We start from the raw sequence: 14,374 nt of genomic DNA, 5'->3' as shown, positions 1-14,374 counted from the left end.
GGCCTTACGCCGACTTCTTGTTCTGGCGGTTCTTCACGAGATCATCGACCACGGCGGGATCGGCCAGCGTGGAAGTGTCGCCCAGGCTGCCCGGCTCGTCCTCGGCGATCTTGCGCAGGATGCGGCGCATGATCTTGCCGGAGCGGGTCTTGGGCAGGCCCGGCGCGAACTGGATCTGGTCGGGCGAGGCGATCGGGCCGATCTCCTTGCGCACCCAGGTCACGAGCTCCTTGCGCAGATCGTCGGTCGGCTGCACGCCGGCCATCAGGGTGACATAGGCGTAGATGCCCTGGCCCTTGATGTCGTGCGGGAAGCCGACGACGGCAGCCTCCGACACCTTCTCGTGCGCGACCAGCGCACTCTCGACTTCCGCGGTGCCCATGCGGTGACCGCTGACGTTGATGACGTCGTCGACGCGGCCGGTGATCCAGTAATAGCCGTCGGCATCGCGCCGGCAGCCGTCGCCCGTAAAATACTTGCCCTTGTAGGTCGAGAAATAGGTCTGCTCGAAACGGGCGTGATCGCCATAGACCGTGCGCATCTGGCCCGGCCATGACCGCGTGAGACAGAGATTACCGGTGGTCTCGCCTTCCAGCACCTTGCCGTCGGCGTCGACGATCTCGGGCACCACGCCGAAGAACGGCTGCGTCGCCGAGCCCGGCTTCAGCTTGGTCGCGCCCGGCAGCGGCGTGATCAGGATTCCGCCGGTTTCGGTCTGCCACCAGGTGTCGACGATCGGACAGCGGTCGTCGCCGACGACGCGGTGATACCATTCCCATGCTTCGGGATTGATGGGCTCGCCGACCGAGCCGAGCAGACGCAGGCTCGCGCGCGATGTCTTCTTCACCGGCTCGTCGCCGCTCTGCATCAGCGCGCGGATCGCAGTCGGGGCGGTGTAGAAGATGTTGACCTTGTGCTTGTCGATGACGTTCCAGAAGCGCGAATTATCCGGGTAATTCGGCACGCCCTCGAACATCAGCGTGGTCGCGCCGTTGGCGAGCGGCCCGTAGAGGATGTAGCTGTGGCCGGTGACCCAGCCGACGTCGGCGGTGCACCAGTAGATGTCGCCGTCGTGATAGTCGAAGACGTATTGATGCGTCATCGAGGCGAACACGAGGTAGCCGCCCGTGGTGTGCAGCACGCCCTTGGGCTGGCCGGTCGAGCCCGAGGTGTAGAGGATGAACAGCGGGTCTTCGGCGTGCATGTGCTCGGCCGGGCATTCGGTCGTCACCATCTTGGCGGCGTCGTGGTACCAGAGATCGCGCGAGGGATTCATCTCAACCGTGCCGCCGGTGCGCTTGACCACGACGACCCAGTCGACACCGTCGGTCTTGGTGAGCGCCGCGTCGACATTGGCCTTCAGCGGCACCTTCTTGCCGCCGCGCAGGCCTTCATCTGCGGTGATGATCACCTTGGATTGGCAGTCGTTGATGCGCTGGGCGAGGCTGTCGGGCGAGAAGCCCGCGAACACCACGGAGTGGATCGCACCGATCCGCGCGCAGGCCAGCATCGCATAGGCGGCCTCCGGGATCATCGGCAGGTAGATGGTGACGCGGTCGCCCTTCTTGACGTTGCGGGTGCGCAGGATGTTGGCCATCCGGCAGACCTCGTCGTGCAGCTCCTTGTAGGTGATGTGGCGGGATTGCGAGGGATCGTCGCCTTCCCAGATGATCGCGGTCTGGTTGGCGCGCTTGGCCAGATGCCGGTCGATGCAATTGTGTGCGACGTTGAGGATGCCGTCCTCGAACCATTTGATCGAGATGTTGCCCGGCGCGAAGGAGACGTTCTCGATCTTGGTCGGCGCCTTCATCCAGTCGATGCGCTTGGCCTGTTCGGCCCAGAAGCCGTTCGGGTCCGAGATCGAGCGCGCGTACATGTCCTTGTACTTGGCCTGGTCGACCCAGGCGCGTTTCGCCCATTCCGCCGGCACGTCGTAGATCTTCTCGGACATATTTTCCTCCACATGCGGCAAGCTCAGGCAATGCCGACATCATCATTGACTGATTATGCGTCGGGCTAACCGGACCCGACAAGGAGCACAAGCTGGACCTTCGGCGAGCCGCGGGCCATGCGGAGAATCAAGCCGCGCGGGCCGGCTGTCGCAAATCTGAAACAGGCCGCCAGGCGCCTTTCGGCTCTTTACCCAAATCGTCAGAACAGACGGCGCAGAGCCCCCATGCGCCCGCCGGAGGTATCTAGGAACCGTCTCTCACTGATTCGGGACTCGCAATACGGTTCGGAACACCCTAAATGGCCAACCCGGGTCCGAAGAGACCCCGTGGAACAAAAATCAGAACAGCGGCATTGACCGATAACAGGCAGGGCTAAGGCGTAAGACTATGATGGATCAGCAGAATCTCGGGACGTTGCGGCCCGCTTCAGCCGATCCTGCCGCTATTGCGCTGGCCAAGGCTCTCGGACAATGGCCAAAACCGGCCTCATCCAGCCGTCCCAGCCCGAAAAAGGTCTTCGATTCGGCGCCCGCGGCGACGGTCGAGGCGCTTGCCAGGGAACTGGGCCTGCGGCTCGGCGACCAGAACGAGCTGACCATCCGCCGCATCAGGCGCGGCAAGGGCTATTCCTTCGTCCGCCCCAACGGCGCCCATATCCGCGACGCCCGCACCATCCGCCGGCTGCACGCCATGGCGGTGCCGCCGGCCTACCGCGAGGTGCGCTACTCCGCCGATCCGAGCTCGCATCTCCAGGCCGTGGGCCGCGATGCCGCGGGCCGGCTGCAATACCGCTATCACGCCGACTGGGAGAAGGTCCGCGAGCACCGCAAGGCGCATCGCCTGGAGAAGCTCGTCGGCGCGCTGCCAAAAATCCGGCGCAAGGTTTCGGCGTTCCTGTCCGGCGACGAGCCGACGCGCGAGTTCGCGCTCTCGGCCGTGATCGAGTTGATCGCGCGCACCGCGATCCGCCCCGGCAATGAATCCTATGCCCGTCTCAACGGCACTCGCGGCGCCACCACGCTGCTGAAGGCCAATGTCACGCTCGAAGAGGACAGCTTCGTGCTGACCTTCAAGGCCAAGGGCGGCAAGGCGGTACGCAAGGAGTGCGACGCGGCCAAGCTGGTGCGCGCCATCGGCATTCTGCGCGGCGTCCCCGGCAAACGCATGTTCCAGTACCGCGATGCCTACGGCATCGTGCGTGCGGTCAACACCACGCAGGTGAATGCGTTCCTGCGCGAGATCGCGGGCATCAAGATCTCGCTGAAGGATTTTCGCACGCTGATGGCGTCCGCCGTCGTGGTGGAATCGCTGTCGCGGATCACGCCGGCGACCAGCCAGCGCGGCCGCAAGAAGCAGGTGCTCGATGCGATCCGCGCCGCGGCCGACAAGCTCTCGAACACGCCGGCGATCTGCCGCAAGAGCTACGTCCACGACACCATCGTCACCGCCTTTGAAGAGGGCATCCTCGAGCGTTTTGCTGCGACGATGAAGGGCCAGCGCTCGCAGGCGCGGCGCGAGCAGCTGCTGGCGCAGGTGGTGGCGACCGCGGCGGTGTAACGACACGTCGCGCTGTCGTAGGGTGGGCAAAGGCGCGAAGCGCCGTGCCCACCATCCAATCCAAATCTTCGTCGTGAATGGTGGGCACGCTTCGCTTTGCCCACCCTACGAGAGCTACGTCTTGTCCGAGACGCCCCTGTCCGGACCGGGATCACTGCCGGCCGCTGCGCTTGTAAGCCGTTCCAGATAGTGGGCCCACCCCTTCGCATGCGCCGCCGCCTGTTCCGCGTTCGGCAGTCCGCTATGGGTCATGCGCAGCAGCGTCCCGCCGTCGCGTTCGATCAGGTCGATCTCGATCAGGCTCGAGCCGGGCGGCACTTCCTGACCACCCTCCCAGCCGAACGTATAGGCAAGACGATGCACCGGCACGACCTCGCGAAAGGCGCCGCGGGCAACACCGCCGCGCGGGCCGATACCCTTCAGCAGATAGAGGCCGCCGGGATGCGGTTCCGTGGTCGCGTCGGAGCCCATCCAGCTCAGGATCTTCTCGGGGTCGGTGAGATAGGCGAAGACGGTGGCGCGGGGGGCCGCGATCTGGGTCTCACGTCGCACTATGAACGGCTCGGTCATCGGCGATCATCCCTGAAGGTGACGATGGGACATGGCGGCGCTGCACGGCTCCGTCAAGGATTGCCCGTGACAAAGACGGCCCTGTCTCGTCATCATCGGGCCATGAACCTCGCCCCGACCCTCGCCTGGCTCGTCGATGCCGCCTCGGATTGTCCCGGGGCCGACCGTCTGCTCGCGGAACTCGGCACGCATCTGATTGCCGACGGCGTGCCGCTTGCGGCGGGCGCCCTGACGCTGGAGGTGCCCCATCCGCTGATCGCGAAGCGGACCTGGCTATGGCGCGCAGAGAGCGGCAGCGTCATCGAAGCGCTCGGCTTCGCGCCGGGCGGTCTTGCGCCCGACCCGCCCAACGATGGCGGCCGCCGCTGGCTGCGCGAGGTCGCGTGCGGCGAGGTGCACGAAGATGCCGTCGGACGGGCCGATGGGCCGTTGCTCGGCTGGATCGGGCCGCGTCCGTTCAGCGCGGACGAAATCGAGCAATTGCGCCAGGCCGCGCGCTTCGCCGCGACGCCGCTTGCCGTGCTCGCAGCGCGCGCCACGTTGCGGGCGACGCTGGATGCTTATCTCGGCAAGCGCAGCGCGGAACGGGTGCTGGCGGCGCCCTTGCGGCGCGATCTCGGCGAGACCATCCAGGCCGCGCTGCTCTATGCGGATTTGCGCAATTTCACGAGCTTGTCGGAAACGGCACCGCCGGCCCTGGTCATCGCGGCGCTCGACGCCTGGTTCGACCGCATCGCCGGCGCCGTTCATGCCTTCGGCGGCGAGGTGCTGAAGTTCATCGGCGACGGTGTGCTCGCGATCTTTCCGGTGGTCGAGGCATCGCCGCGCCGCGCCTGCGATGCCGCTCTTCGTGCGGCAAGCGCTGCCGAAGCCGGGATGGCCTATCTCAACGCCGAGCGCCGCGCGCAGGGCTTGCAGCCGCTCGCGTTCGGTGCCGCGCTCCATCTCGGCGAGATGCTGTGGGGCAATATCGGTGCCGCCAACCGGCTCGACTTCACGGCGATCGGTCCCGCCGTCAACCTCGCCAGCCGGCTCGAGGGCTTGTGCAAGCCGCTCGGCCGGACGGTGCTGGTGTCGGGCACACTTGCCGCCGAGACGGAGATGCCGCTGATCGCGCTCGGATCACATTCGCTGCGCGGCATCGTCGCGCCTTGCGAGGTGTTTGCGCTGCCGGAGACACAAGCTCGGCTATCGTAGCCCGGATGGAGCGAAGCGTAATCCGGGATCGTGCAATACGAAAACTTTCCCGGATTTCGCTGCGCTCCATCCGGGCTACGGCACTGCCTACATCCCACCCATCTTGCAGACGAGCTTCCACTCCTCGGCCGTCACCGGCTGCACCGAGAGGCGCGAATATTTCACCAGCGCCATGTCTTTGAGCTTCGTCTCGGCCTTGACCGCAGCCATCGTCACCGGCGTCTTCAGGGGCTTGTCGGCCTTGATGTCGACGCAGACGAATTTTTCGGTCTTGTCGGTCGGATCAAGGTAGGCCTCCTTGATGATCTCGACGATGCCGACGATCTCCTTGCCCTCGTTGGAATGATAGAAGAACGCCTTGTCGCCCTTCTTCATGTTCACGAGGTTCTGGCGCGCGGTGTAATTGCGCACGCCGGTCCAGGCCTCGCCCTTGGCGCCCTTCGCCACCTGCTGGTCCCAGGACCACACCGACGGTTCGGATTTCACCAGCCAGTACGCCATGCTCATTCCTCTGCCTTGAAGGGGCGCGTCAACAGCCCCGAGATCGCGGCGTCGATCGTGCTGCGGCCGCTCAGGATCGACGCGACCGCTTCTGATACCGGCATCTCGATGTTTTGCGAAGCCGCGAGTTCGATCAGCACCGGCGCGGTGAACTCGCCTTCGGCGAGCTTGCCGGCGGACGGTTGCTCGCCACGGCCGAGGGCGAGGCCGAGCGCAAAGTTGCGCGATTGCGGGCTCGCGCAGGTCAGGATCAGATCACCGAGGCCGGACAGGCCGGCGAGTGTCTCGCTGCGCGCGCCGAGCGCGCGGCCTAGGCGCGTCAGCTCGGCAAAGCCGCGGGTCGTCAGCGCCGCCTGGGCCGAGGCGCCGAGCTTGCGCCCGACCGCAATGCCGACCGCGATCGCCAGCACGTTCTTGGCCGCGCCGCCGATCTCGACGCCGCGGATGTCGGTGGAGTGATAGGGGCGGAATGTCGGTGAGCCCAGCGCATGCACCAGGCCGCTCGCCAACACCTCGTCCTTCGCCGCCAATGTCACCGCCGTCGGCAGGCCGCGTGCGACGTCGTCGGCAAAGCTCGGACCCGACAGAATCGCCGGTTGCGCGTGCGGCGCGGCCTCCGCGATCACGTCGGTCATGAATTTATGGGTGCCGTGCTCGATGCCCTTGGCGCAGGCGATGATCGGTACCGGCGTCGTGATGTGCGAGGCCAGCATGTTGACCGCGCCGCGCAGATGCTGCGCCGGCGTTGCGATCAGCAGCATCTCCGCGTGCGCGGCGACCGCCAGATCGCTCGTCACCACGATCTCCGGCGCGATCCGCACGCCGGGCAATCGCGGATTGTCGCGTGTCGAGGCGATCCGCGTTGCATGCTCCGCGTTGCGCGCCCACAGCGTGACGCTCCGCCCTGCCCGCGCCGCCACCGTCGCCAGCGCCGTTCCCCAGGCACCCGCTCCGATCACCGCAACGGATTGGAACGCGGTCATCGTCAGTATCCCGCCCGCGTCTTGCCGTAGCCGGCGGGCGCCGTGGCATTGGCGTCGAGCAGCCAGCGCGCGCGCGGCTGCGCCTCCATCGTGTCGGTCATGCCCAGCGCGAGGCGCTCGGCGCCGGCCCATGCGATCATCGCGCCATTGTCGGTGCAGAGCGCCGGCGGCGGCATGATCAATTGCGTCCCCGCCTGCCGCGCGACGTCGTGCAGCGCGCCGCGGATCGCCTGATTGGCGGCGACGCCGCCGGCGGCCACGAGCGCGCGCGGCGCGCCGAACTGCTCGCGGAAAAGCTTGAGGCCGACGCTGAGCCGGTCGGCGGTTGAATCCAGCACCGCGGCCTGGAAGCTCGCGCAGAGATCGCTGATGTCCTGCGTCGTGATCTCGGCGAGCCGGCTCGCTTCGGTGCGGACGGCCGTCTTCAATCCGGACAGCGAGAAATTGGCGTCGGGCCGCCCCTGCATCGGCCGCGGGAAAGCAAAGCGCGTGGCATGGCCGCTTGCGGCCGCGCGCTCGACCTGCGGGCCGCCTGGATAAGGCAGGCCCAGCATCTTCGCGACCTTGTCGAAGGCTTCGCCGATGGCGTCGTCAACGGTGGTGCCGAGCCGCACATACTCGCCGACGCCGGTGACCGCCACGATCTGGGTATGGCCGCCCGAGGCGAGGAAGAGGCAGTAGGGAAAATCGATTCCGTCGGTGAGGCGCGGCGTCAGCGCATGCGCTTCGAGATGGTTCACCGCGACCAGCGGCGTGTCATGCACCATCGCGATCGCCTTCGCGGTGGTGAGCCCGACGATGACGCCGCCGATCAGCCCAGGCCCCGCGGCCGCGGCGACGCCGTCGAGCTGGGCATAGTCGATGCCGGCCTCGTGCATGGCACGGTCGATGATCCCGTCGAGCACGTCGACATGCGCGCGCGCGGCGATCTCCGGCACCACGCCGCCGAAGCGGGCATGCTCCTCGACCTGCGACCGCACGATGTTGGACAGGATCTTGCCACTGCCGTCAGGCGCGCGCTCGATCACCGCCGCGGCGGTCTCGTCGCAGGTGGTTTCGATACCCAATACCAGCATTGGCGAATCGTTATCCAATTTGCGCCCTTGCACTGATCCATAAAGCAGAGTTCTGGTAAGTCCGGTAGCATTCCGGGGTCGGCTTGCGCAATCGTCACGCGCAGCCATCCCGGCGAATGCGTCACCGTCACGCGCTTCGGGAACACCAGCGATGTCCATTCTTGTCACACGGCCGCATCCCGACAATGAGGCGACGGCGGAAAATCTGCGCGCACGGGGGCATGTGGTGCTGTTGGCGCCGGTGCTCAAGTTCGAGCCCGTCGCCTTCCACGACGAGAGTGAAGCGGGCTATGGCGCGGTCATCGTGACGTCTGCCAATGCGATCCGCGCCGTCGCGGTGCAATTGCGGGACCTTGGCCTTCTGGAGCTGCCGCTGTTCGCGGTCGGTGAGCACACCGCCTCTGCCGCGCGCGACGCCGGCTTTGGCGAGGTCATCGTCGCCGGCGGCGATGCCGCGGCCTTGCGCGACAAGGTCGTGCGAAGCGCGCGCGACAAGGTGCTGAAGAAGAAAAGCACGCTGCTTTATCTTGCCGGCGCGGATCTGTCGCGCGATCTCGGCGGTGAGCTCGGTGCGGAAGGATTCAACGTGGTGACGCAGACCACGTATCGCATGGCCCCGGTCAAGCATCTGCCACGCGAGGTCTGCGAGGGCTTTGCCGCCCACGGGGTCGAGGCGGTGCTGCACTACTCCCGGCGCAGCGCACGGGCGTTCCTGGATGCGGCGCGGGATGAAGGCGTCGAAATTTCGGCGCTGGCGATCCCGCAATGCTGCCTGTCCGAGACGGTCGCCGGCGTGTTGCGCGATGCCGGCGCGTCGCAGGTTCTGGTGGCCGCGACGCCGGACGAAAATGCCTTATTTGATACCTTGGAGCGTGCTTTGCGTACCCGTTTGGCGTAAGAGGTCGGGCCGAATCCGACGCAATCGGGGCCGCCTAAGGCTATTTGCCAAGGATGTTTGCCAAGGATCTATGTCAGGATCTGTGCAAGGTATGGAAGTGTGAGGAACCGTCACGATGGCCGACGACAAGCCTGAAGACGCAGGATTGGCTCCCGACACCGGTCGTGCCAAGCGCACCCCGCCCACCATCGATCTGGAGGCCACCGAAGTCTCGACCCAGCCGCAGGAGGTGGCGGGCGAGCCCGAGGCTCAGCCGGCGGCCGAGCAGGCCGCGCCTGAAGAGGTCAAGGTCGAGGAGGCCAAGCCCGAGCCCCACCCAGAGTCAGCCGAGGAGCAGCCTTCCGTTGCGCCCGCTTCCGCCTCGCGGCCGATTTCCCCCTGGGTCATCGCGCCGTTCTCCGGTGCAGTGGCCGCAGCGGTCGTGATCGGGGTCGGCTGGATGCTGGGCTGGCCCGCGGTGCAGGCGCCGCCGGCCGCGCCGCAAGTGACAAGCGCGACGGTGGATACACTCAGCGGTCGCGTCGCCGCTGTCGAGGCCAAGGCCGGCAAGCCCGTCGCCGATCCGGCCGTGGCCGCACGGATCGACGCGCTGGAGAAGTCGGCGAGCGCCCTGCGCAGCGACATCGCCAATTTGCGCGCGCAGTCCGACAAGACCGCGAGCGCGCTGAACGATAGCAAATCCGCGCCGCGCCCCGCCGCGCCCGATATTGCCGCGCTCACCGACCGCATCGCGCAGCTCGAGCGCGCCAGCAAGACCGAACGCGCCGAGCTCGCGCAGCAGGGCGAGAAGATCGCCGATGCAAAAGCGATCGATGACAAGCCGCTGCGCTTTGTGGTGGCGGCGGCCCTGCTCGACGTCGCGGTGCGCCATGGCGATCCCTATCAGTCGCAGCTGTCCACGGCGCGTTCGCTCGCCGCCAAGCCCGACATGCTGAAGCCGCTCGATGCGTTTGCATCGTCGGGCATCCCGACGCCGGTCGCGCTGAGCCGCGAGCTGCTCAACATCGTGCCGAAATTGTCGCCGCCGGCGGAAGCCCCGGCCGCGAATGCCGGCATCGTCGAGCGTCTTCAGGCGGGCGCATCGAAACTCGTGCGCATCGAGCGTACCGACGGCGTCGGCAACGATCGCGGCGCCATCGTCGCGCGGGTGACGGCTGCGGCGCTGCGCAACGATTTCGTCGAGGCGCGGCGGGAGCTGAAGACGCTGCCCGAGGCCGATCGGGCGCCGGCGCAGGCCTGGCTCGACAAGACCGACGCCCGCGACGCCGCGCTCGCCGCCTCCCGTAAATTCGCCGACGATGCCATGGCGGATCTCGCCAAATCTGCTCAATAAGATTCGCGCAACAATCGGCGCGTAATAGGGATCGCCATGCTTCGCATCGTCCTTTTCCTTGTCCTGATTGCACTCGCCGGCGCCGGGGCGGCCTGGGTTGCCGACCAGCCCGGCGATGTCGTGATGACCTGGGGCGGTTTTCGGGCCTCACCGAGCATTCCGGTGTTCGTGCTCTTGCTTGGGCTTTTTGCGGTCGCAATCGTGCTCCTCTGGAGCATCCTGACGATGCTCTGGCGTATGCCGGGCCGCATGCGCCGTCGCCGTCACGAGAAGCGCCATGCGCGCGGTCGCCACGCCATCACCCACGGCCTGCTCGCGATCGGCCATGGTGACACCGCGCTCGCGCGCCGGCACGCCGACGCGGCGCGGCGGCACGCGCCGAACGATCCGCTCGCGCTGCTGCTGCATGCGCAATCGGCCCAGCTCGACGGCAATCGCGACGAGGCCCAGCGCGTCTTCCGCGCCATGGCCGAGCGCGAGGATACGCGCCTGCTCGGCCTGCGCGGCCTGTTCATCGAAGCGCAGCGCGCCGACGATGCGGTCGGTGCCGTGATGATCGCGGAAGAAGCGATCAAGCTGTCGCCGTCCTCGACCTGGGCCTCGCATGCGGTACTCGGCTTCCGATGCGCCCGCGGCGACTGGAGCGGTGCGCTCGCGATCCTCGATTCGAATCTGTCCGCGGGCCTGATCGACAAGCCGGCCTATCGCCGCCAGCGCGGCGTGCTGCTCACGGCGCGCGCGCTGGAACTGGAAAAGATGGACCGCGACGTTGCACGCGAGAGCGTGATGGAGGCGATCAAGCTCGCGCCGACGCTGGTGCCGGCCGCGGTGCTCGCCGCAAAATTCGAGAGCGAGGCGCATCAGGTGCGCCGCGCCATGAAGCTGGTCGAAACGGCCTGGCTCGCCAATCCGCATCCCGATCTCGCCGAGGCCTATGCCCATGTGAAGCTCGGCGATTCCGCGCGGCAGCGCCTGCAGCGGGTCGAGACGCTCGCGGCCAAGACGCCCTCCGACAAGCCCGGCCATGTCGAGGGCCAGCTCGCGATCGCGCGCGCGGCGATCGATGCCACGGAGTTCGCCCGCGGACGCGAGGTGCTGGCGCCCTATCTCAACGATCCGACCCAGCGCGTGGCGCTGCTGATGGCCGAGATCGAGCGCGCCGAGCATGGTGATAGCGGCCGTGCCCGCGCCTGGACCCTGCGCGCGGTGCGCGCCCGCCACGATCCGGCCTGGACCGCGGACGGCTATGTCAGCGATCGCTGGCGCCCGGTCTCCCCGGTCACCGGCCGGCTCGATGCCTTCCAGTGGCAGACACCGGTCGCGAGCCTGCCCTCGGACAAGGGAACCACGATCGAATCCTCGGCCTTCGAGGAGGCCATGCTGGCCGCCCCGCCGCCGAAGCGGGTGACGGCAAGCCCGAGCCAGAGCCCGGTGGAACCGGTCGTGACTGCACCAGCCCCGATGCCGGCCGCCCAGGACAATTCGCCCCCTGAGACCAAGGAAACGGCCAAGGAGGCCGTCAAGGAAGCCGTCAAGGACGAGCCGGCGGTGGCCCCTGCCGAGCCGGTCAATCCGGCCCCCGAGCCCGCCGAATCATCGCCGCCGGCGGCAACCCCGGTGTTCCGGACCCGCGCCGACCTCGGCAAGCCCGCCCCCGCCCCGATCCCCGCCGTCATCCCGATCGTCCGTGCGCCCGATGATCCCGGGATCGATGACGAGGGGCCGAGCGATGAATTTACGGAACAAATCGGCACGCCTAAGGCCCATGCAAAGGCCCAGGCCGGCGGCTGGCGCGGATTCTGGTCCCGCTGGGGCGCGTGAGGCGCATTTCGGGCGCCGCTTGTCCTTGCCAATTCGGGCCATGCCCGATATCAGGGGCGCGCGTATCGGGACCGGCATCGCTCCGGTCCCGGCAGGGTTCGCCGCAATAGCTCAGTCGGTAGAGCACGTCATTCGTAATGACGGGGTCGGGGGTTCGAATCCCTCTTGCGGCACCAGCGCCTTGATCCATCACATCGCTATCAGCGCATTTGCCGACCACAGCCCGCCGCCAAGACCACGGCGAAGGCGGACAAGCCGAAGCACACGCGCAGCTCGACCGAACGCCGCATCATCAGCGAGCTGCATCACCACGGCATCTACTGGTAAGCGGTTGCTCGCCCCAGAAAAGCAAATGGCCGGGCAACAGCCCGGCCATGATGTCTTGAGGAGGCGTTTCGATCGAGCTTACTGCGAGACCGTCTGCACCACGCTCGAGATCGGGCGCGTGTTCGTGCTGGCAGTCGGCACCTTCATGTCCTTCATCAGAGCCTCGTCATATTCCGGCAGCGTCTGGAAGGTCGTCTTGGCCTTCATCTGCACGACTTTGTAGCCGCCGGCCTTGAGCCGCGCGAGCAATGCGGGCATCGCTTCACCGGTGTGCTTCTGGAAGTCGTGCATCAGGATGATGCCCTTGCCGAGCTTGTCGAGCCTGGTCATCACGGTCTCGACGATCTTCTCCGGCGTCGCACCCTTCCTGAAGTCGAAGGAGTCGATGTCGGTCGAGAACATCGCGACGTTGCGGCTGCCGAAATAGGTCACCATCGCCGGATTGTGCTGAAGCTGCGGGAAGCGGAAGAACGGTGCCGGGTTGGTGCCGAGCGCGAACCGCACCGCGCTAAAACCCTTCTCGACCTCGTCCTTGACCTGCTGCTCCGTCATCTTCTTGCTGTTCAGGTTGACATGCGACCAGGTGTGCGTGCCGACCGTGTGGCCCTGGGCCAGCACCTGGCGCAGGATTTCCGGATGGTAGGTCGCGTGCTTGCCGACCGAGAAGAACAGGCCCTTGGTGCATTCATCCGCGAGCGCCTTCAGCACCGCGGGCGTGTTGACCGGCCATGGACCGTCGTCGAAGGTCAGCACGACCTCCTTGTCGGTCAGGAAGTCGAACTGCTTGAAATGCTCGAAGCCGAAGCCCGGACCGCCTGTCGTGTCGATCTCGACCACGCGGGACACACCCAGCGCGTTCGGATTGGCGCAGGCCTGCTTCGGCTGAACTAGCGCGACCGGGGCGGGCGCAGGCGCTGGTGCCTGGGCAACGGCCGTCGGCTTCGCCGCGATCGTCGCGGTGGTCGCGACGTCGTCCCGGGCGGCGATTTTCGCCTGTGCCGGCAATGGATCGGCGGCACGGGCGGCAACTGTCTTGGGAGCGCCCTGATCGGCGCTCGCGGAATAATAAAACCAACCGCCGGCGGCGATCACGACCGCCGCAACTACACTGGCCAGCATCAGGCCCAACGCATTACGCATCGCTACTCTTTCCAATTACGCAACCAAACCGGCGGAATTTCCCGCGCGACGAGCCATTAATGCGAAGGAACAGTTAACGTGACACCAACACGACAGCGGATGCGGAGGAATTTCAGCGGGGTGCACAAAGTGACCGACGTCACAGAAGGCGGGCCGCTCGTGACCGTCATCACAGTGGAAACGGTTTTGCCGGAGCATCGTAGTTCCCATTAACAACGGGCCCGCTATGGCGGCGCCAATGGGAGCTTCAAATGACGACGTCCTGCACGACCAAATCCCTGAGTAGCAAGATCCGCGACACCGGCCTGGCGCTGGGCGTTGCCGCCCTCGTTTCGATCGTCTCGACGACCTCGAGCTTCGCCTTCACGGCCGAAGCGCAGCAGATGTGCACTGGCGATGCCTTCCGCCTGTGCTCGTCGGAGATCCCCAACATCCCGAAGATCACCGCGTGCATGATCAAGCATCGCTCCGATCTGAGCGCCGGCTGCCGCGCGGTGATGGACAAGGACCTCGCCAAGGGCGCCTCACGCAAGGTCGCTGACGCGCAGGACAAGCAGTAAGAGCGGCACTGCGATCGTTGCGTCGGTTAGCTCCCCTCGCGATGCGCCCCGGCGTCAGGCCGGGGCCACGCGGCGGTGTCATGCAGCCTGCCAATAAAGCCGTTGCGGCTGAGGGATCGTCGCACTAGCTTCGCCCGCACATTGTTCCGGGTAAGAGGCATTATGCGATGACCAGATTTCTTTTCGTTATTTCCCTGCTCTTGTGCGCATCCGCCGCGTCCGCGCAACAGCAGCCCGGACACGACGCCTGCGCGCGCGATGTCAGCCGCTTCTGCCGTGCCGTGATGAACAATGGCGATGGTGCCGTGCTGGCGTGCCTGAAGCAGAATCGCACCCGCCTCAGCAAGGCCTGCGACAAGGTGCTGACGGACCACGGGCAGTAAGGATTCCCGTAGCCCGGATGGAGCGCAGCGAAATCCGGGATTCTCTCCTGCGGCGAGACTGCCCCGGATTGCGCTA

At 66.6% G+C, this 14,374-nt stretch carries 14 protein-coding genes and 1 tRNA gene; 9 read left to right on the top strand and 6 right to left on the bottom strand.

Annotated elements, in window-relative coordinates; all coding sequences use genetic code 11:
• Positions 1 to 4: 4 nt before the first annotated feature.
• Entirely contained in the window at positions 5 to 1,951 is a 1,947-nt protein-coding gene (acs, locus tag XH79_RS15400) for an acetate--CoA ligase (protein WP_271582166.1), read from the bottom strand.
• 388 nt (positions 1,952 to 2,339) lie between these two features.
• Here acs and XH79_RS15395 point away from each other — a divergent pair, with 388 nt between their 5' ends.
• Entirely contained in the window at positions 2,340 to 3,509 is a 1,170-nt protein-coding gene (locus XH79_RS15395; RefSeq protein WP_212346197.1) for a DNA topoisomerase IB, read from the top strand.
• A 114-nt stretch (positions 3,510 to 3,623) separates the two neighbouring features.
• On the opposite strand, the gene XH79_RS15390 is transcribed toward XH79_RS15395, so the two are convergent.
• Positions 3,624 to 4,079, bottom strand: coding sequence for an SRPBCC family protein (locus XH79_RS15390; protein ID WP_212346201.1), 456 nt, complete (start codon positions 4,077 to 4,079; stop codon positions 3,624 to 3,626).
• A gap of 102 nt (positions 4,080 to 4,181) precedes the next feature.
• On the opposite strand from XH79_RS15390, the gene XH79_RS15385 reads away from it, so the two are divergent.
• Positions 4,182 to 5,276: an adenylate/guanylate cyclase domain-containing protein gene (locus XH79_RS15385; protein ID WP_212346624.1), complete on the top strand. Its 1,095-nt coding sequence runs from the start codon at positions 4,182 to 4,184 to the stop codon at positions 5,274 to 5,276.
• A gap of 87 nt (positions 5,277 to 5,363) precedes the next feature.
• Here the strand turns inward: XH79_RS15385 and XH79_RS15380 are convergent, their stop codons facing one another.
• The 3 genes from XH79_RS15380 to tsaD are packed head-to-tail and all read right to left on the bottom strand — an operon-like array spanning position 5,364 to position 7,836.
• Positions 5,364 to 5,777 (bottom strand): EVE domain-containing protein, encoded by a 414-nt coding sequence (locus tag XH79_RS15380; RefSeq protein ID WP_271582165.1) that lies wholly within the window; start codon positions 5,775 to 5,777, stop codon positions 5,364 to 5,366.
• A 2-nt stretch (positions 5,778 to 5,779) separates the two neighbouring features.
• The gene (locus XH79_RS15375; RefSeq protein ID WP_271582164.1) at positions 5,780 to 6,760 is read right to left on the bottom strand and encodes an NAD(P)H-dependent glycerol-3-phosphate dehydrogenase; all 981 of its coding nucleotides are present in this window, start codon (positions 6,758 to 6,760) and stop codon (positions 5,780 to 5,782) included.
• A gap of 2 nt (positions 6,761 to 6,762) precedes the next feature.
• Positions 6,763 to 7,836, bottom strand: coding sequence for a tRNA (adenosine(37)-N6)-threonylcarbamoyltransferase complex transferase subunit TsaD (tsaD, locus tag XH79_RS15370; protein ID WP_271582163.1), 1,074 nt, complete (start codon positions 7,834 to 7,836; stop codon positions 6,763 to 6,765).
• A 151-nt stretch (positions 7,837 to 7,987) separates the two neighbouring features.
• Here tsaD and XH79_RS15365 point away from each other — a divergent pair, with 151 nt between their 5' ends.
• The 5 genes from XH79_RS15365 to XH79_RS15345 all read left to right on the top strand — a co-directional run bounded on the left by XH79_RS15365 (position 7,988) and on the right by XH79_RS15345 (position 12,215).
• The gene (locus XH79_RS15365; RefSeq protein WP_212346207.1) at positions 7,988 to 8,734 is read left to right on the top strand and encodes a uroporphyrinogen-III synthase; all 747 of its coding nucleotides are present in this window, start codon (positions 7,988 to 7,990) and stop codon (positions 8,732 to 8,734) included.
• Between the two features lie 115 nt (positions 8,735 to 8,849).
• Positions 8,850 to 10,067: a COG4223 family protein gene (locus tag XH79_RS15360; protein ID WP_271582162.1), complete on the top strand. Its 1,218-nt coding sequence runs from the start codon at positions 8,850 to 8,852 to the stop codon at positions 10,065 to 10,067.
• 36 nt (positions 10,068 to 10,103) lie between these two features.
• Positions 10,104 to 11,888: a heme biosynthesis protein HemY gene (locus tag XH79_RS15355; protein WP_271582161.1), complete on the top strand. Its 1,785-nt coding sequence runs from the start codon at positions 10,104 to 10,106 to the stop codon at positions 11,886 to 11,888.
• A 100-nt stretch (positions 11,889 to 11,988) separates the two neighbouring features.
• A tRNA-Thr gene (locus XH79_RS15350) sits at positions 11,989 to 12,064 on the top strand.
• Positions 12,054 to 12,215: a hypothetical protein gene (locus XH79_RS15345; RefSeq protein WP_212346656.1), complete on the top strand. Its 162-nt coding sequence runs from the start codon at positions 12,054 to 12,056 to the stop codon at positions 12,213 to 12,215. The genes XH79_RS15350 and XH79_RS15345 overlap by 11 nt, the downstream gene beginning before the upstream one ends.
• 78 nt (positions 12,216 to 12,293) lie before the next feature.
• Here the strand turns inward: XH79_RS15345 and XH79_RS15340 are convergent, their stop codons facing one another.
• The gene (locus XH79_RS15340) at positions 12,294 to 13,355 is read right to left on the bottom strand and encodes a polysaccharide deacetylase family protein (protein WP_271582160.1); all 1,062 of its coding nucleotides are present in this window, start codon (positions 13,353 to 13,355) and stop codon (positions 12,294 to 12,296) included.
• A 251-nt stretch (positions 13,356 to 13,606) separates the two neighbouring features.
• On the opposite strand from XH79_RS15340, the gene XH79_RS15335 reads away from it, so the two are divergent.
• Positions 13,607 to 13,915 (top strand): hypothetical protein, encoded by a 309-nt coding sequence (locus XH79_RS15335; protein WP_212346215.1) that lies wholly within the window; start codon positions 13,607 to 13,609, stop codon positions 13,913 to 13,915.
• 167 nt (positions 13,916 to 14,082) lie between these two features.
• Complete coding sequence (locus XH79_RS15330) at positions 14,083 to 14,298, top strand: cysteine rich repeat-containing protein (protein WP_212346218.1); 216 nt, start codon at positions 14,083 to 14,085, stop codon at positions 14,296 to 14,298.
• Positions 14,299 to 14,374 lie beyond the last annotated feature (76 nt).

It is taken from the genome of Bradyrhizobium sp. CCBAU 45389, from assembly GCF_028128625.1.
GTDB classification, from domain to species: domain Bacteria; phylum Pseudomonadota; class Alphaproteobacteria; order Rhizobiales; family Xanthobacteraceae; genus Bradyrhizobium; species Bradyrhizobium liaoningense_B.
This window is presented reverse-complemented; position numbering and strand designations above follow the sequence as displayed.

Bases quoted from the DNA above. Each gene is read 5' to 3' on its own strand.
- acs (WP_271582166.1), bottom strand. From the start codon at position 1,951: ATGTCCGAGAAGATCTACGACGTGCCGGCGGAATGGGCGAAACGCGCC.
- XH79_RS15395 (WP_212346197.1), top strand. From the start codon at position 2,340: ATGATGGATCAGCAGAATCTCGGGACGTTGCGGCCCGCTTCAGCCGAT.
- XH79_RS15390 (WP_212346201.1), bottom strand. From the start codon at position 4,079: ATGACCGAGCCGTTCATAGTGCGACGTGAGACCCAGATCGCGGCCCCC.
- XH79_RS15385 (WP_212346624.1), top strand. From the start codon at position 4,182: ATGAACCTCGCCCCGACCCTCGCCTGGCTCGTCGATGCCGCCTCGGAT.
- XH79_RS15380 (WP_271582165.1), bottom strand. From the start codon at position 5,777: ATGGCGTACTGGCTGGTGAAATCCGAACCGTCGGTGTGGTCCTGGGAC.
- XH79_RS15375 (WP_271582164.1), bottom strand. From the start codon at position 6,760: ATGACCGCGTTCCAATCCGTTGCGGTGATCGGAGCGGGTGCCTGGGGA.
- tsaD (WP_271582163.1), bottom strand. From the start codon at position 7,836: ATGCTGGTATTGGGTATCGAAACCACCTGCGACGAGACCGCCGCGGCG.
- XH79_RS15365 (WP_212346207.1), top strand. From the start codon at position 7,988: ATGTCCATTCTTGTCACACGGCCGCATCCCGACAATGAGGCGACGGCG.
- XH79_RS15360 (WP_271582162.1), top strand. From the start codon at position 8,850: ATGGCCGACGACAAGCCTGAAGACGCAGGATTGGCTCCCGACACCGGT.
- XH79_RS15355 (WP_271582161.1), top strand. From the start codon at position 10,104: ATGCTTCGCATCGTCCTTTTCCTTGTCCTGATTGCACTCGCCGGCGCC.
- XH79_RS15340 (WP_271582160.1), bottom strand. From the start codon at position 13,355: ATGCGTAATGCGTTGGGCCTGATGCTGGCCAGTGTAGTTGCGGCGGTC.
- XH79_RS15335 (WP_212346215.1), top strand. From the start codon at position 13,607: ATGACGACGTCCTGCACGACCAAATCCCTGAGTAGCAAGATCCGCGAC.
- XH79_RS15330 (WP_212346218.1), top strand. From the start codon at position 14,083: ATGACCAGATTTCTTTTCGTTATTTCCCTGCTCTTGTGCGCATCCGCC.